Consider the following 17,546-nt stretch of genomic DNA (forward strand, 5'->3'; position numbering starts at 1 on the left):
GGAGAGGTTTTCGTGGACAGGAAAGAACTTTCTTTGTTCAAAAAGAAGTTGTTTGAGGGATGTGCTAAAGAGACTTCTTCTTTGAATCTCGTTGTTCTGAACATTTCCTCACTCGTTTCAAGGGTGTTCGAAGCAAACTTGAGAGGTATCTGGAAAGAAAGAGTGGGGTTCGGACCGGATCGGGTCGTTTGGGAAGACGTTGGGATATCTAGAAGTTTCGAAGGCGATCAGGTCTTCATAGCGCAGTCAGGGAGAGAAGAAGAAATCCTCAAGATTCTCAAAAAAGCCCATCCATCGAGAAAGTTCACAGTGCATCGGTTCGACAAAAAGGAAGATTTCGAGGAATACTATTTCATTCTGAAAAAGCTGGCAGAAAACAGGATATATCTAGATTTTCCTGTTTCAGCGTTGATACTGATAGATGATTTCAAGGAGTGAGGAAAGGTGGTTTACAAAAAACTCCACGAGTGGGATCTACCTCCTGAAGAGGCGATAAAAATTCAGAATACCTTCAGAGAGAAAGTTCTCTTCAAACCTTTCGAAGGTGAACCAAAGTATGTGGCAGGCGTCGATCTTTCGTTTCCAAAAAGAGAAGAAGGTCTTGCCGTGATCGTCGTGTTGGAATATCCAACCTTCAAGATAGTGGAACTCGTTTCAGAAAGAGGAAAGGTTGTTTTCCCCTACATTCCGGGACTTCTTGCTTTCAGGGAAGGCCCTCTGTTTTTAAAGGCGTGGGAGAAATTGAAGACGAAGCCGGACATTGTGGTCTTCGATGGTCAGGGCATCGCACACCCAAGAAAACTTGGTATCGCATCACATATGGGACTTTTCATAGAAATACCAACAGTTGGAGTGGCGAAGTCGAGGCTCTATGGAACCTACGAAGAACCGGAGAACAAAAGATGCTCCTGGAGTTATCTCTACGATGGCGAAGAGATAATTGGGTGTGTGATGAGAACCAAAGAAGGAAGCGCTCCCATCTTTGTTTCTCCCGGCCATCTTATAGACGTCGAAAGTTCCATCAGATTGATCAAGTCCTTCACCTTACCTGGAAGAAGGATTCCGGAACCCACCAGGATGGCACATATTTACACCCAGCGTTTGAAGAGGAGCCTGTTCTGAGGAGTTTTTCTGAACTGTGATAAAATAGATTCAGCCTCGAACCAGACAGATGTCTGGAGGGAGATTGTTTTGAGCGAAAAATGGAAAAAATTGGGGGAAATTTTCAGAAAAGGACGCGAAGAAAAAGGCATCACACTCCTCGATGCGTCTTTGTTTACGAACATAAATCCCTCCAAATTGAAACGCATCGAGGAGGGGGACCTCCAGGATCTCGACGCAGAAGTTTACGTGAAAAGTTATATAAAGCGCTACGCCGAGTTCCTGGAGATCTCCTCGGAAGAGATGCTTAGAATGTACGAAGAAGGAAAGAACGAGATGACGCCGGAAGAGACAAGAGAGAAGAAGAAAGAGAAGGAAAAAGGCAAAACTCAAAATCTCATCTTGATCCTGTTTCTGGCGATTGGAGTTGTGCTGCTCATCTTTTCAATCTTTGAAAATCTCGAGCTTCGGAGAACACCGCCGGCGCATCTTATCAGTTCAAGCAAGATCATCCTGAACGGTGAAACAGTGGAAGGGGAGATTCCTCTTTTAGAGGGAAAATACACAGTGGAAGCTCAAGATGAGGTCATCTTGAGAACCGTATCGGAGGAGTGGAAAATAAAACTCAAAAAGTTCGAGGTGAGGGTTCTGTGGGAGAAGTGAAAGTACCGGATCTGGTGAATCTGGTCATGTTCATATTCGCATCTCACATAGATTACTGGTTCAACGAGGTAAGGCCCGTTCTCGAAGAAAGATTTGGATCCATAGATTACGTTTCCGACAACCTCGACTTTGAAAAGTACACCCTTTATTATTCAGAAGAGATGGGACAGGGTTTGGAAGGAAAATTGGTGAGCTTTGAAAGACTCATACATCCCTACCAGCTTGCGGACATAAAACTGGAGACAAATTCTATAGAGAAGATGTTTTCTATAGAGGGAAAAAGAAAGGTGAATATCGACCCAGGATACATTCACCACACACAGTTTGTCTTGGCCTCAACGAAACACTGGGGCAACCGTATCTACATAGGAAAGGGAATATACGCTGAAGTGACCCTCGTTTACATAAGGGGGAAGTTCAGGGATATGGAGTTCACGTATCCAAACTACAGAGAAGAAGAGTACAAGAAGCATCTGGAAAAGATCAGAGAGATCTATCTGAAGAAGAGGAGGAAAATTTTGAAGTGAAGGTTGGGATAAAGGTGCTCGGTTGTCCGAAGAACGAAGCCGACTGTGAAGTCCTGGCAGGCCTCCTCAAAGGGAGAGGGCACAAGATCGTCCGCAGTGTAGAAGAAGCGGACGTTATTGTGCTTGACACCTGCGCTTTCATCGAAGATGCCAGGAAAGAATCGATAGACGAGATCCTCTCGTTTGTTGAAGCAAAGGGAGACTTCGGCTACAGACTCGTTGTGAAAGGGTGTCTTGTTCAGCGATACTACGAGGAGTTGAAAAAGGAGATACCGGAGGTGGATCAGTGGATAGGAGTTGTTGCTCCGGAGAAAATCGTCTCACTTCTGGAAAGTGGAGAGGATCTGATTCCAGAGCGTCCCGAAACCATCTACAGGTACAGGAAGAGAATCGAGCTGGAAGAGAAACCTTACGCATATGTGAAGATATCCGATGGTTGCGACAGAAGCTGTACCTTCTGTTCCATACCGAGTTTCAAAGGAAGATTGAAGAGCAGGGAAATCGACGACGTAATAAATGAGGTGTCAGACCTGCTGAAACAGGGAAAGAAGGAGATCATTCTGGTGGCCCAGGATACAACTTCTTACGGTGAGGATCTCTACGGAAGACAGTCTCTGTCTGATCTTTTGAGACGACTGAACAGTCTAAAGGGTGATTTTTGGATCAGGGTCATGTACCTTCATCCTGACCATTTAACAGACGAGATAATAGATACCATTTTGAAACTGGAAAGGGTCGTGAATTACTTCGACGTTCCTGTTCAGCACGGAAGTGACAGGATACTGAATCTCATGGGAAGGTTCAAACGCTCCAGAGAACTAAAAGAGATGCTGATGAGGATAAGGGAAAGATCTCCGGACGCCATTCTCAGAACCAGTGTGATCGTAGGGTTTCCGACGGAAACAGAAGAGGATTTCGACGCGCTGAAGAGATTCGTAGAGGAAGTGCAGTTCGACAAGCTCGGTGTTTTTATTTACTCGGACGAGGAAGGAACACCTGCTTTTGCCCTGAGGAACAAGGTTGATCCAGAGACGGCCAAAAGAAGACAAGAAGAACTTCTACTTCTTCAGACAGAGATTTCCTACAAAAGACTGGAAAGGCTTGTGGGAAGGAATATGAAAGTGCTCGTTGAGGGAAAAGAAAACGGCTACTTGATAGGGAGAACTTTCACGGAAGCCCCCGAAGTGGATGGTGTTGTTTTCATAAAAGGAGAGGGTGAGATGGGTGATTTTCTCGAAGTAACTATAGAAGAACACGATGAGTACGATATGTGGGGGATCGCTCGATGAACCTGGCGAACTTTTTTTCGATTCTGAGAGCGGTGTTGATGATACCTGTTGTCTGGTTCTATATGGAGAGCTGGTACGCCTGGGCGTTTTTTGTTTTCCTGTTTGCGGCGTTCACAGATTACCTGGACGGTTTTTTCGCAAGAAGAAGAAACCAGGTGACGGATTTTGGGAAGGTCTTCGATCAGGTGGCGGACAAAATTCTTGTGATATCCACAGCTATTGCGATGATGGACGTTCTTCCGATTTGGTACGTTTTAACCGTCTTTGCAAGGGACACCTTTGTGAACGGGCTCAGGATTTTAGCAGCCAGCAAGGGAAACGTCGTTCCGGCCAGGTGGATAGGGAAAATAAAGACAGTATCGCAGTTTGCAGTATTGATAGGAGTTTTTCTCCTCAAAATGAGATTTCTTGAACCACTGGTTCTGCAGTTCCTCGTGATCATATCACTCACAGTAACTGTTCTGTCTGGGATCATGTATACGATGGACCTTACAAGAATCACGAAGATGGAGGGATAGCATATGAGAACCTTCCTTGCCATTGATGTGAACGATGAAGTCAAAAAACAGGCCTCTGAAGTCATAGAAAAACTTATGAGAAGAGGTTTTGGAGCGAATTGGGTCTCTGAGGAAAACATGCATCTCACTCTCTTCTTTCTTGGAGAAGTCGATGAACAGAAAATCTCCGAGATAGCAGAGCATCTTTGCAGGAGAGTGAGAGGGTTTCCTTCGTTTTCCTTCACGGTGAGGGGTTTTGGATACTTCAGGAGAGGAAAAGCCCCCCGTGTTTTCTGGCTCGGAGTAGAGAACGCGGATCGCCTGAACAGGTTGTACGAAGAACTGAAGAACGAACTTTCACACCACGGTTTTTCTTTCGAGGAGAAGTTCGTGCCGCACATCACCATAGGCAGGGTGAAATACTACCCTGACAAGTGGGAAAAGTTGGTTGAAGACATCGATTTTTCTCCCATCGAGGTGGCAGTGGACAGTTTCAAGATCTACTCATCTACCTTGACTCCCACTGGTCCTATTTACAAGATCATCTATGAATGTCATTTCGAAGGAGGATTGATCAGCCATGGCTGAGGAAAAGCAGAAAAAGAGTGTTCTGGAGAAGGCGTTGAAGAGGATAGAGGAGAACTTCGGGAAAGGTTCCATAATGATACTGGGTGATGAAACCCAGGTCCAGCCTGTGGAGGTTATTCCAACAGGTTCCATTGCGATTGACATCGCAACGGGAGTGGGTGGTTACCCAAGAGGAAGGATCGTGGAGATCTTCGGGCCGGAGTCCAGTGGAAAAACCACATTGGCGCTTCACGCGATAGCGGAAGCCCAAAAGGTGGGTGGTGTTGCCGCTTTCATAGACGCTGAACATGCTCTCGATCCTGTGTACGCGAAAAGCCTCGGCGTGGACTTGAAGAGCCTTCTCATCTCTCAACCCGATCATGGAGAGCAGGCGCTCGAGATAGTGGACGAACTCGTGAGAAGTGGCGTTGTAGATCTCATCGTAGTGGACTCCGTCGCTGCGTTGGTTCCGAGAGCGGAAATAGAAGGAGCCATGGGAGACATGCAGGTGGGTCTTCAAGCGCGCCTCATGTCACAGGCGTTGAGAAAGATCGCGGGAAGCGTGAACAAGTCGAAGGCGGTCGTGATATTCACGAACCAGATAAGGATGAAGATAGGCGTCATGTTTGGGAGTCCGGAAACAACAACCGGTGGCCTTGCCTTGAAGTTCTACGCGACCATGAGACTTGAAGTCAGAAGAGGAGAATCGATCAAAGAAGGGAAGGACGTCATAGGTAACGCGGTGAACGTGAAGATCGTGAAGAACAAAGTGGCTCCTCCATTCAAAACAGCGCAAACCTACATCATATACGGAAAGGGCGTCGACAGAGAATATGAGCTGTTCCATCTTGGAGTGGACGAAGGAGTGATAACGAGGAAAGGCAGTTGGTACTACTACACCACGCTGAAAGGAGAGGAAGTCTCTCTGGGACAGGGTGGAGTCAACGTTGTTCAGTTCCTCAAAGAAAACCCGCAGATATCGGAGGAGATCGAAAGGAGAATAAAAGAAAAGTATGGCTTACTACGGAGGAAATCAGAGAAAGCAGAAAAATCCTCTTAAGTACGCTTTGAGACTTCTGAGGTACCGCGTCAGATTTGAAAATGAACTGAGAAGGCGTTTGAAAAACCAAGGATTCTCCGAGGAAGAAATTGAAGACACGATCGCTACGTTGAAAAGGCAAGGCTACATCGATGACGAAAAATCCGCTTTTCTTTTCGCAATAGACGAGATGCGCTTGAAACTCTTCGGTCCAAAGATCTTGAAAATGAAGCTGAGATCACTCGGAGTGGATGAGGAAACATCCGAAAGAGCGATCGAAAAGGCTCTCTCTGAGATAGATTTTTCAGAAGAGTTGAAAAGATTGAAAACACGTTTCAAAGATCGGCGAGAAATAAAAGATTACCTCTATAAAAGAGGGTTCGAGATTTCTCACATCGAAGAAATTCTCGATCAAATAGATGGAGGTGAACAATGATGTTGTGGTACGTATTCGCAGGTATTGGAGGTCTTTTGATAGGATATCTAATTGCGAACTATCAGATAAATCAAAAGCTGAAAAAGGCAAAGGAAGACGCGAAAGCCATCGTTGAAAAAGCAGAAAAAGAAGCAAGTGAGATAAAGAGAAAGGCCATCGTGGAGGGTAGAGAAGAAGTTCACAGACTCAGGGAAGAGTTCGAAAAAGAGCGAGTACGAAAGGAGGAAGAGCTCAGATCGCTAGAAGAAAGACTCTTGAAGAAAGAAGAACTCCTCACCAGAAAAGAGGAAAATCTGGAAAGAAGAGAATTTCAGATCGAGGAAATGAAAACAAGGCTGGAGGAAAAGATGAAGGAAGTGGAAGAGAAAGAAAAGCGAATAGACGAAGAACTGAACAAACTCGCGGGTATGACAGTGGAAGAAGCGAGAGAGTTGATTTTAGAAGAAGCAAGACAGAGATACGAGCATGATCTGGCGAGGCTCTACAAGGAGATGAAAGAACAGGTAGAAGAGGAGGCAGAAAAGAGGGCAAAAAAAGTCATAGCTTTTGCTGTGCAGAGATACGCGCCGGATTACGTAGGAGAGATAACCGTTTCAACGGTTTCGCTTCCATCCGATGACATGAAAGGACGTATCATAGGAAGAGAAGGCAGAAACATCAGAACCTTCGAGAAGATCACAGGAGTCGACCTGATCATCGATGATACCCCGGAGGTGGTTGTTCTTTCCTGTTTCAACCCCCTAAGAAGGGAAATTGCCCGGATAACTCTGGAAAAACTGGTGGCAGATGGCAGGATACACCCTGCGAGGATCGAGGAGATGTACGAGAAAGCAAAGCAAGAAGTGGAGAAAGCGATAAAAGAAGCTGGGCAGGAAGCTACTTTCAAAGCAGGAGTTATGGGTCTTCATCCTGAACTTGTGAAACTTCTTGGGAAACTCAAATACAGAACAAGTTATGGTCAAAACGTTCTGAATCACTCTGTAGAAGTGGCACTCCTTGCCGGTTACATGGCATCTGAACTGGGTTTGAACGCCGATAAGGCCAGAAGAGGGGGACTTCTCCACGATATAGGTAAAGCGGTGGATCAGGAACTCGAGGGTTCCCACACGACGATAGGAGCAGAACTTGCCAGAAGATACGGTGAAAAGGAAGACATCATCAACATGATACTCAGCCATCACGGAGAAGAGGAACCCAGAACACCGGAAGCGGTACTCGTGGCAGCTGCTGACGCATTGTCTGCTGCAAGACCCGGTGCAAGAAGAGAAAGTTTGGAGAATTACATCAAGCGTCTCATGAAACTCGAGGAAATTGCAAAGAGCTTTGAGTATGTGGAGAAAGCCTACGCGATCCAAGCAGGAAGAGAAATAAGGGTGATAGTCGAGCCAGATAAGGTGGACGATGCTCTCGCCGAAAAACTTGCTTACGATATCTCAAAAAAGATAGAGGAAGAGCTCGAATACCCAGGCGTGCTGAAAGTGGTTGTCATAAGGGAGAAAAGAAGCGTTGCTTACGCAAAATGAGAAAAGACGAAGCCCCCTCACAGGGGGCTTTTATTCTTTTACAAAACTGCGATTTTTTAGCATAAAGCAGAATAATTCTTGCTACTTGGATATATTGGCAGATATTTACGAAAAACAAGACTTGATTTAACATAGACATTTTTTATATAAAGGTTATGTAAGCGCTTACAGGAGGTGTAGAAAGTGCCAACAATAGAAGACGTTGCAAAGCTCGCAGGAGTTTCCATTGCCACAGTTTCACGGGTGATAAACGGATCAGGATACGTTTCTGAAAGAACCAGATACAAAGTTTGGAAAGCAATAGAAAAGCTAGGGTACAGGCCGGAGATCTCGGCGAAAATCCTCGCTTCAAAAGGGAAATTGTTCCACGTTTATGTTTTTGCCAGCGAGAGGATTCTTTTACCTCTTCAAACCAACGGTATTCTCGGTGAATTCTACGGGGTGATAATAAAGGCCATAGAAGAAAATTGCGAAAAGTTGGGAATAAGGGTGGAGCTGAAGCTTCTCGAGGAATTTTCAAAATATGCTGACGCAGATGGCTATATGTTCGTAGGAGGAGATGTCACCAGAGAGTTCATAAGAGAAGTGAAATCCAAGAAAAAGCCTTTCGTTCTTGTGGATCACTACATACCTGGTGAGAGAGTAGATTGTGTGATAAGCGATGGATACGACGGTGCCGTTTACGCAACAAATTACCTTATATCCAAAGGATTCAAAAAGATTGTTCACATTCACGGGCCACTTCACCCGTATGGTTTCAAAATGAGATACGACGGTTACAAGGATGCCATGGAAAGAGCCGGTTTGATGCCTCGTTTTTACGAATGTGACGATACGGAGGAAGGCACAAGGAAAATAGTCGACATAGTCTTGAGCTCTTACGGTGTTCCCGAAGCCATATTCACTTCCAACGATAGCATCGCCTTCTGGGTGATCAGACGACTCAAAGAACATGGCTTGAAGGTTCCAGATGATGTCTCTGTTGTGGGTTTCGATGATATTGTTGACGCAGAAACTTTCGATCCACCGTTGACTACTTTGAGGGTATTCAAATACGAAATGGGTTGTGTCGCATGTAAGCGCTTACACGAGTTGTTGACAAAGGTAAATCCTCATCCCCTTCGAACTCTGGTTTTCACTCAATTTGTGAAGAGAAAAAGCACAAAATGATGCTTCCCAAATCTTATAAAAGGAGGGATTTGTTATGTGGAAAAGGGTTCTTCTCATTGCATTGATAGTTCTTTCGGTCTTCGCACTTGCAGATGTCAAGAAGATCGTGTTCTGGACAGCCCCGAATCCAAACCAGGAAACTTTCTGGAAAGCCCTCGTTGAGAAATGGAACGCAGAGCATCCGGATGTACAGATTGAATGGTCCGTTATACCAGCGGCTGGAAGCTCTGAAGAAGCCATCCTGAACGCCATCGCTGCCGGGAACGCCCCCGATATCTGCACCAACATCTTCAGTGGTTTCGCTGCTCAACTTGCAGAAGATCTGGATGTCTTGGTCGCTTTCGATGAAGAGTTTGGAGAAGAGTTCTGGAAACTCGCAGAAACAAGAAAAATGAGGAACATACTCGAAGGTTGGAAACTCAACGGACATTACTATGTGATACCCATCTATTCCAACCCAATGCTCTTCTGGTGGAGAGGAGATCTTTTAAGGAAGCTCGGATATGACAAACCTCCCAGAACTTACTCTGAAGTTTACGAGATAGCCAAAAAATGGGTCGTTCCCAAGAAAAAATACGTTATAAGGGCCGTCGCAGGAAGAAATTGGTGGGACAGATGGTTTGACTTCATCACATTCTACTATGCAGCAAGTGGCGGAAAGTCTTACATCGAAGGTGGAAAGGCTGTGTTCAACAACGAGTATGGAAAGGCTGTTGCTGAGTTCATTTACACTCTCTTCAAAAACGGCTGGACTGCTGTAGATCTGGGACAGGATCCATTTGAAAACGGCACGATCCTTGGTCAGCTTATGGGACCGTGGCACCTGAGCTACACGAAGGAACACTACCCCGAGGTTTATCCACACATAGTGATGACACCACCTCCTGTTCCGGACAACTATCCCGAGGACAAACCCGTCTATACATTTGCTGACACCAAGGGACTTGTGATGTTCAAACATTGTAAGTACAAGAAGGAAGCATTCGAGTTCATCAAGTGGGTCTTCTCCAACAACCAGAACGATGCAAGATGGATCGAACTCACACACATGCCACCGGCCAGAGAAGATCTGAACACGAATCCTGTTTTCTCGGAGTACATGAAGGACCCGTACTTTGCGAAGATAGCCGAGTACGTTGCCTATGCAGTACCACCTGCTCTCATCACCAACACCATAGACGTTCAGAACACCATGACCACATACCTGATGGAGCCTCTCATGTACCTGAAATCCACACCTGAAGAAGCTCTGGAGAAGGCCGTCGAGGAGATCAACGCACTTCTCTGGTGAGGGGAGACTCCCCCTCACCTTTTTTCATCAGGAGGGATAGGATGACGTTGAAAAAGAAAGAAGCAGGATTAGGCTGGAGTTTGATATCGATATACCTTTTCTACACAGCGATATTCTGGGGCTATCCATTCGTTTGGATGTTGATTCTTGCTTTCTCCAGATGGAAATTCGTGGGATCTCCTAGATTTATAGGGCTCCAGAACTTCTTTAGAATCTTCGAAGACAAGATGTTCTGGAGAGTTTTTCTGAATACGATGAATTTTCTTTCTTACTTCATTCCTATGGTGTTCATAGCTTCCATTCTATTCGCACTCGCTTTGAATAGAATGAAGTATTTCAAAACCTTTGTAACTCTCAGCTTTTTGGTCGCTTACGTGTCTTCAGGTGTTGCTTACTCCATCATGTTCCAGAGGATTTTCTCGGAAGTTGGACCAATAAACAGATTTTTGTATAACACTTTCGGTATTACGATACCATGGTTCACCGATCCACAACTTGCAATGTTGACCATAGCCATAATGGTCACCTGGAAATTCGTGGGATACTATGGTCTTATTCTTTACTCGGGACTTCAGGCCATTCCAAAATCTATATATGAAGCGGCAGAACTGGACGGCGCGACTTCATGGGTCAAATTCTGGAAGATCACACTTCCCCTCTTGAATCCTGCCATCGTGACCGTTTTGATCCTGGCTGTGAACCTTTCCTTCGGTATATTCACAGAACCGTACATGATCACCGGTGGAGGGCCTATGAATAGAACCCTCACGTTCATGCTTTACATGTACAACACCGCTTTTCAGAGAATAAATCCCAGCTATGCGACGACCATAGCGGTTATGACCGCTATCATAAACTTCTCGATAGTCATATTCATCAGGAAGGTCATTGAAAAAGAGGTGACCATAGTATGAAGAAGGTTAAAGAAATCATCTTTCACGGGGTAATGTTGCTCCTCGCCTTAATATGGATCTATCCATATATCTGGTTGTTTCTCTCATCAATAAAACCAGCCGATGAAATCTTCACTAGGTTTTTTCCAACAAGAATAACACTTGAGCATTACAAATACATATTCACCATGGCGGAAAAAATGGAACGTCCTTTCCTGAGAGCCTTTCTAAACAGTGTTTTTGTTACTGCCACCGTGACTTTTTCTGTGGTTTTTACCTCTGCGATCGTCGGATATAGCCTGGCAAAACTCAAATTCAAAGGAAACAATGCTATATTCAATTTCATCATTTTTCAGATGCTCTTTCCAGGTTTCATGTTCATCATCCCACTTTTTGTACTAATAAGGAAACTCGGCCTCTACAACTCCTATCCAGCCATGATTGTTCCCTTTCTCATGAGTGCGTGGAGTCTTTTTATGATCAGTCAGTCCTACAAAACGATTCCACAGGATTACATAGAAGCTGCTAAGATTGACGGTGCCAGTACTTTGTGGATAATATTTAAAGTGATGATCCCTCTCTCCAGAAGCACTCTCTCCATTGTGGGTCTTTTCACATTCATAGGAATCTGGGACAACTTCCTCTGGCCTCTCATGGTGATAAAAGACTACCACAAAATGCCTCTTTCTGTTTTGCTTGCCACTTTCAATCACGAGTATGCGGCTTATGTTGGACCGTTGATGGCGGGGTCTGTAATTCAAACGATACCTATGGTTCTCATCTTTTTAATTTTCAGAAAGCAATTCTTGCAAGGAATTTCTATGTCTTTCAAGTAGAGGAGGGAGAGCATGGAGCTTAAACTCGAAAGACACCCGGCGAATCCTATTCTGGAACCTTCTCCATATTTTCTCTGGGAAAGCAAGTTCGTCTTCAACCCGGCTGTGGTATACGATGGAGAGCTCTTCCACATGCTCTACAGAGCCCAGGGAGAGGATATGGTCTCAAGGATCGGCTACGCCGTAAGTACCGACGGAATCCACTTCAACAAGTTCGAAAAACCTGTCTTCTTACCGAAGAGTGACGATGAGCTCTACGGAGTAGAAGATCCCAGGATCACGAAAATCGGTGATGAATACTACATGGTCTACACTGCTTATTCACCTCGCGGTGTGAGGATCGCCATGGCGTCGACGAAAAACTTCATCACTTGGAAAAGATACGGAGTTGTGATACCAGATGTAGACAACAAAGATGCCGCCCTGTTCCCAGAGAAGATTAACGGGAAATATGTCATGTTTCACAGAATACCGCCGGACATCTGGCTTGCCTTCTCGGACGATCTCGTACACTGGGACAACTTCGTGAAGATCGCTTCTCCTCGCCAGGGAATGTGGGATGACCTGAAGATAGGAGTGGGTGCTCCTCCGATAAAGACCGAGTACGGCTGGCTGGTGCTATATCATGGTGTTCAAAACACAGGAACTTCCCGTCCTATCTATCGACTCGGTTTCATATTGCTCGATCTGGAGGATCCCACAAAGGTTATAAAGAGATCAGAAAAGCCCATCCTCGAGCCAGAAGAGGATTGGGAAAAATTCGGCGGGGTTCCGAACGTAGTCTTCAGCGACGCGATGATAGAATACAACGGCTACTACTACGTTTACTATGGTGCGGCGGACAACTGCATTGCTCTTGCCACGATTCCTGTGGAGAAAGTGATGAAGTGGTGTAGAGAATAAAGGCATGGCAGCGTAAGCTGCCATGCTTTTATGTAATACGGTTCTCCAGTGACATACTATTCTGAAAACTCAACCATCAATGTTTTCAATTCGTAAGGATTCATCCTGAATTTAATTTGATTACCTTTTATTTCTATTGTATCTTCTGTAGAAATGCTGTTCTCATTCAAATCAACGAACCAGGCGTTTAAGGGCTTTAAAGCTTTAAACACAATGACTACTTCGTCTGTTTTTCCTTCGATTTCATACAGTCTGATTACCAGCTGATTTTTTCTATTTTCAGCGAATTTGATACATGATATCACTGAAGAACTTGAATTTACATCTGCAAAACCCAAAACAGGTGGTAATTTCCCGGGGTGAACACTATTTGATAACACCGTAAGTTCATGGTTGTAATTGTACGACAACCCCACAAGCGAGAAGTTATTCAAGAATTTACTATCGGCCAGAATTGCGAATTCTATCTTGTGCTCTCCGATTTCAGAATACATATCTGGTGAGTGAGGAGCTCTTATCAACGTTAAAGAAATTGAGTTATCCTTCACTCTGTAGCCATATTTTGTTTTACTAAAGATTCCTAAGGTTCTCTCTGAACTTCTTGCACAACAGAATGAAAGTCCTGGAACATCAACGTCATATTCTTGCCTTTCAATTATCCCCATTGGAACATCGAAAGCGTACTTTTCACACTTGAAATTCAGCGGAACGTAAAACGAAAGTTGAGGTGTAATGTCCTTTTCAAGATCGGAGAACTCTCGAAAATCGACCGTACTCTTGAACTTCAACATCTTATCGTTTTTATCAAGCGAAACCTCAACCTTCATTCTGGATGATTTTCCGAATCCAAACTCAAATACAATACTGTTTCTCAGTTCTCCACAGGTTCCTCTCTTTATTTTTACGTTTCTATGTATGTCGATCACATCGAGATACCTTCCAACAACCCAGGCATTCGCCTGCGCAAGCATCTCATTTGTTTGACGATTGATATCTTCCAAAATTAATCTGAAGTGTGCTCCACCACGTCTGGAATCAATGTATTCAATTTCGTTTTCTTTATCGAACAATGATACAAGCTTAGCAGTCGATAGATCAAAAACTGCCTTCAACTTCTCGTTCTCAAGTACATACTCGCGTGGTCTCTGAACTCTTGGATCTCTTGGAAGCTCTAACTTCAGCACTTTGAATGGTTCCTCATCAACTATGTAAGTAGAATATCCGAAAGCAGGCACATCAACTTCTACAAGAAGTTCAATGTAGGTATGTCCCCAGTAATGCTTAAAGCGTTTTTCAACAAATTGATGAGGTACTCTCTCACCGTTGACATTTCTCACAACAAGCCTATCAAGATCACCCTTCCAGTCCCATAAAACTATTTTCGCAACTTCCTTTCTTCTTTCGGGAGAAGGATTGAAGATATGGTAAATTCTCTTTATCCCTTTCCCTCTTGAATCTTGAGAAACCTTGTAGTCCTCAGATCCAAAAGCTACGCCTGCTCCTTCTGAAGTGTCGCATATTCCATTCTCACTTCCAACAAGGTCCTGAGTATTTATGTTCGAAGCCACTTCCACAAGAGCATTTTTCTTCTGTGACAGCAAAGTTGCCATAGTTTTCTGGAACAACCCCATGGCGTATTCTCTTGTCTCTGTAACTCCAGAACCCGGGATGATATCATGAAAATGATTGAACAGGATATTTATCCAGGCTTCTTTGATCTTGTCTCCTGGATACTCATAACCACTCCACAAATTGGAAAAGACCAGGAACTTTTCAGTTTCTTCAGCGGCAGCTTCCGACAATCTATTTGCCATCTTTATCCGTGATTGAGTAGTGAAACATCCATCGAATATGATATTCAGCTCACCTTCCACAACAGGCAATTTATTTTGCACTTCTTCCAATCTCTCAAAAAATTCCCTGTAAGTTCCAAATTTCACGTTCGGATAAATAGGATACTCTTTCATTCTGAGTATCTTCTCTATATCTCTTCGTGTTGGACCACCGCCATGATCTCCCACTCCATATACCTTAAGGGCATATTTTGAACCATACTTCTTGAAGAACTCCACTGCATACAAAGCCATATCAGGCGTGGGTGAACCGTTGTACCAGAAGGGTTCCCTGTAAACCAGAACCTCCCCAGACGGAGAACGCCATCTGTAGGCTATTTCTTTGTCATATCCGCGACAATGGTAATAATACTTCACTCCCCCTGCATGTAAAATGGTTGGAGTAAACTTGCTATGGCCAAATGTATCAGGTTCGAAATCAATCATCAGATCATCCTTGTCAAGTCCAAATAATTCTGAAAGATATTGTTTGGTATACAGAATGTGTCTCACAAGGCTTTCAGTATTTGGCATATTTTTATCTGCTTCGACCCATGTTGAAGCTGTTACTTCCCATCTTCCTTCTTTAACACGCTTTTTTATACTTTCAAGCATCTCTGGATGATGCTCTTCAACGATTTTGTATACTGATGCCTGAGATTGTGCAAACGTGAATTCAGGATATTCTTCCATCAAATCCAACACAGTTCTAAAGGTATCCAGTGTAGTTGCCACCGTTTCATGATAACCCCACATCCAATTCATATCGATGTGTGCGTGTCCAACATGAATTATTGTGAAGCTTTTCGCTAATGTCGACATAGGTTCCAATATTCTTTCTGTTTCTTTTGCAATCTCTTCAGTTATGTATCCTCCATTTTCCAGCTTCTTACAAAGTGAATGCACAGCCTCTTTCACTAGTTGTTCATATTCATTTTCCAGTTCCAGAAGTTTGTAGGCAAATTCCAACTCTGATATTATTCTTTCAGCCCAACTATTCTGTTTTTTGAATTTTCTGATGAAAGTGAGGGTTTCCAACAACTTCATAATCTCTACACCTCTCTATTCCTTATTTAAAAATGAATTCAAACCAATTTGTATATCTCCACCGCTCTTGTTGATTATAAAGTGGCTATCATAGAAGATATTGCCAAAAATATTTGCTGCTTTCACTTTCTCGCCTATGTAAATGGCCAATCCCTTCTTTGCAAAATACGAACCTTGAACAATTAACGATCCACCTTTGGCTTCAACAGCAGGAACACCCAAACTATTTGCATCCCATTCAAGAAAATTACACGCCGAGAATACAACCATACCGTCATTTATCGAAGCTATTTTCTGGGTGGGACCCCAAAAACTTGAGTTGCTTATGAAAACATTCCCTGCTTTCACTTCCACTGTGGGGCCCAAACAATCAGAAGCATTGACAAACTCACCGTTCACTATCAGAATACCTGGAGCTTGCGTATCCCTTACTAACAAAGCACTCTGAGAACACCAATCAGCACCTATTCCTACAAAGTTACCATTGCACCCAGAACTTTCAAATTCATAGCCAATCTTTGCTCCCCAAACGAAGGTGTTCAAAACATATTCCCAATCTGACCTTCCAAAAATGAAACCAGTCAGATTTTCACTTATGTACCCTACTGGTCTACCTGGTGAAGCAAAAAAGGTCCAAAAGTTTGGATTGAAATGGACATTTTCTATTCTCCCTATATCCGTGCATCCATCTACTTTCACCCCAATCTTTAAAGGACATCCAAAAACATTCCGAATATAGTGGAGTTCATGAGGCCTTGAAAAATCGATTCCAATGTACGGGTTTATCAGAGTGACATCCTCAACGGAGATATTCTTCACACTTAACGCCTTCTTGGATATAGCTATTGATGGAGGATATGGAACTATATTGAGGGGATCCTGCTCAGGATAAAATATGGTAATACCCCTAATGGAAGACGAGGAGTGTAAATTGAATAGTGGTTCACCATACGAATCTCCCCTGCCACCATATGCAGCAAACACAGTACCTTTCATATCCTCCGTCATTCCAAGGTATTCTTGACCGTGAGGAGTCTGCCACACTCCCTGTATTGTAACATTGGGTAAAACTTCTATACTTCCCATTACCGTGTAGACACCCGCTGGAAAGTAAATAATACCCCCCCCATCTTCGTAAACCCTTTTAATGATATCGTTGATAGTTTTTGTATCATCCTTCCCATCGTTTGGAACAACGTTAAAGTCCAGTACATTATAGAAGGTGTTGGTAGCCATTCCAAACAATATTCCTCCACAAAGCACAATCAATAACGAAAAAATTACCCGCAGATTCATATTTATTACCCCCCTCACCATTATTTCCTAAAAACCATTAGATGATGCGGTAGTATAAAGATCTGGAGGAAGAACTTTTCCAAAACTCTCATTAGGTTTATTTCCCATTACAAATTTGAGCGTTCCACCTGATAATATTTCCTCGTGAGTTATCCATGCTCTGTTTATCTCTTTACCGTTCAAATAAACTTTCTGAACATAGATGTTTTCCTCTGAGTTGTTTTCAGCCAAAATGGTGAACTTTTTACCGTTAGGAAGGTTTATAACTGCTTTTTCAAACAAAGGAGAACCAAGGATATAGTAAGGAGTCCCTGGACAGACCGGATAGAAACCCAGAGCGCTGAAAACAAACCAGGCAGACATCTGCCCGCAGTCCTCGTTTCCACACAAACCCGCAGGAGTATCTCCATACAGATTGTCCATTATGTATCTGACCATTTTCTGTGTTTTCCACGCCTTTCCAGCGTAAACGTACAAATATGGTATATGATGAGAAGGTTCGTTTCCGTGGGCATACTGACCGATCAAACCTGTAATATCCGGAGGCCCTTTAACCTCACTTGAAGTTGAAAAAAGTTCGTCCAGCTTTCTCTCGAATTCTCTCTCGCCTCCAAACAAATTAATCAAACCATAGAC

17 protein-coding genes and 1 pseudogene are annotated in these 17,546 nt (G+C 43.7%); 15 read left to right on the plus strand and 3 right to left on the minus strand.

Annotation, left to right across the window (positions count from 1 at the left end):
• The 15 genes and pseudogenes from J7K79_RS04250 to J7K79_RS04320 all read left to right on the plus strand — a co-directional run.
• A pseudogene (locus J7K79_RS04250) lies at nucleotides 1-438 on the plus strand (LytR family transcriptional regulator); the annotation flags it as partial.
• 6 nt (nucleotides 439-444) lie between these two features.
• The gene (nfi, locus tag J7K79_RS04255; RefSeq protein ID WP_296905512.1) at nucleotides 445-1,122 is read left to right on the plus strand and encodes an endonuclease V; all 678 of its coding nucleotides are present in this window, start codon (nucleotides 445-447) and stop codon (nucleotides 1,120-1,122) included.
• 69 nt (nucleotides 1,123-1,191) lie between these two features.
• Nucleotides 1,192-1,764, plus strand: a complete 573-nt coding sequence (locus J7K79_RS04260) for a helix-turn-helix domain-containing protein (protein ID WP_296905514.1) — start codon at nucleotides 1,192-1,194, stop codon at nucleotides 1,762-1,764.
• Nucleotides 1,752-2,291, plus strand: a complete 540-nt coding sequence (locus J7K79_RS04265; RefSeq protein WP_296905515.1) for a DUF4416 family protein — start codon at nucleotides 1,752-1,754, stop codon at nucleotides 2,289-2,291. Before J7K79_RS04260 ends, J7K79_RS04265 begins: the two co-directional genes overlap by 13 nt.
• Nucleotides 2,288-3,580, plus strand: coding sequence for a 30S ribosomal protein S12 methylthiotransferase RimO (gene rimO, locus J7K79_RS04270; protein ID WP_296905518.1), 1,293 nt, complete (start codon nucleotides 2,288-2,290; stop codon nucleotides 3,578-3,580). The genes J7K79_RS04265 and rimO overlap by 4 nt, the downstream gene beginning before the upstream one ends.
• On the plus strand, nucleotides 3,577-4,098 hold the full coding sequence (gene pgsA, locus J7K79_RS04275; protein WP_296905520.1) for a CDP-diacylglycerol--glycerol-3-phosphate 3-phosphatidyltransferase: 522 nt from the start codon (nucleotides 3,577-3,579) through the stop codon (nucleotides 4,096-4,098). Before rimO ends, pgsA begins: the two co-directional genes overlap by 4 nt.
• A gap of 3 nt (nucleotides 4,099-4,101) precedes the next feature.
• Nucleotides 4,102-4,665: an RNA 2',3'-cyclic phosphodiesterase gene (gene thpR / locus J7K79_RS04280; protein WP_296905522.1), complete on the plus strand. Its 564-nt coding sequence runs from the start codon at nucleotides 4,102-4,104 to the stop codon at nucleotides 4,663-4,665.
• Nucleotides 4,658-5,704: a recombinase RecA gene (gene recA / locus J7K79_RS04285; RefSeq protein WP_296905524.1), complete on the plus strand. Its 1,047-nt coding sequence runs from the start codon at nucleotides 4,658-4,660 to the stop codon at nucleotides 5,702-5,704. The genes thpR and recA overlap by 8 nt, the downstream gene beginning before the upstream one ends.
• Nucleotides 5,658-6,119 (plus strand): RecX family transcriptional regulator, encoded by a 462-nt coding sequence (locus J7K79_RS04290; RefSeq protein ID WP_296905525.1) that lies wholly within the window; start codon nucleotides 5,658-5,660, stop codon nucleotides 6,117-6,119. The genes recA and J7K79_RS04290 overlap by 47 nt, the downstream gene beginning before the upstream one ends.
• On the plus strand, nucleotides 6,119-7,642 hold the full coding sequence (gene rny, locus J7K79_RS04295) for a ribonuclease Y (protein ID WP_296905527.1): 1,524 nt from the start codon (nucleotides 6,119-6,121) through the stop codon (nucleotides 7,640-7,642). The genes J7K79_RS04290 and rny overlap by 1 nt, the downstream gene beginning before the upstream one ends.
• Before the next feature lie 183 nt (nucleotides 7,643-7,825).
• A complete protein-coding gene (locus tag J7K79_RS04300) occupies nucleotides 7,826-8,812 on the plus strand; it encodes a LacI family DNA-binding transcriptional regulator (protein WP_296905529.1) in 987 nt (328 codons plus the stop codon).
• A gap of 34 nt (nucleotides 8,813-8,846) precedes the next feature.
• Complete coding sequence (locus J7K79_RS04305; protein WP_296905531.1) at nucleotides 8,847-10,103, plus strand: extracellular solute-binding protein; 1,257 nt, start codon at nucleotides 8,847-8,849, stop codon at nucleotides 10,101-10,103.
• Nucleotides 10,104-10,144: 41 nt separating this feature from the next.
• Nucleotides 10,145-11,017, plus strand: coding sequence for a carbohydrate ABC transporter permease (locus tag J7K79_RS04310; RefSeq protein ID WP_296905533.1), 873 nt, complete (start codon nucleotides 10,145-10,147; stop codon nucleotides 11,015-11,017).
• Entirely contained in the window at nucleotides 11,014-11,832 is an 819-nt protein-coding gene (locus tag J7K79_RS04315; protein ID WP_296905536.1) for a carbohydrate ABC transporter permease, read from the plus strand. The genes J7K79_RS04310 and J7K79_RS04315 overlap by 4 nt, the downstream gene beginning before the upstream one ends.
• A 12-nt stretch (nucleotides 11,833-11,844) precedes the next feature.
• The gene (locus tag J7K79_RS04320; RefSeq protein WP_296905538.1) at nucleotides 11,845-12,735 is read left to right on the plus strand and encodes a glycosidase; all 891 of its coding nucleotides are present in this window, start codon (nucleotides 11,845-11,847) and stop codon (nucleotides 12,733-12,735) included.
• Nucleotides 12,736-12,791: 56 nt separating this feature from the next.
• Here J7K79_RS04320 and J7K79_RS04325 read toward each other — a convergent pair whose 3' ends face one another.
• From J7K79_RS04325 to J7K79_RS04335, 3 genes are all read right to left on the minus strand, one after another.
• Nucleotides 12,792-15,614, minus strand: a complete 2,823-nt coding sequence (locus J7K79_RS04325; protein WP_296905540.1) for an alpha-mannosidase — start codon at nucleotides 15,612-15,614, stop codon at nucleotides 12,792-12,794.
• A 15-nt stretch (nucleotides 15,615-15,629) separates the two neighbouring features.
• A complete protein-coding gene (locus J7K79_RS04330) occupies nucleotides 15,630-16,910 on the minus strand; it encodes a glycosyl hydrolase family 28-related protein (RefSeq protein WP_296905542.1) in 1,281 nt (426 codons plus the stop codon).
• A gap of 27 nt (nucleotides 16,911-16,937) precedes the next feature.
• A partial coding sequence (locus tag J7K79_RS04335) for a GH92 family glycosyl hydrolase (protein ID WP_296905543.1) occupies nucleotides 16,938-17,546 on the minus strand: 609 nt, incomplete at its 5' end.

It is taken from the genome of Thermotoga sp., from assembly GCF_021162145.1.
Taxonomy (GTDB): Bacteria; Thermotogota; Thermotogae; order Thermotogales; family Thermotogaceae; genus Thermotoga.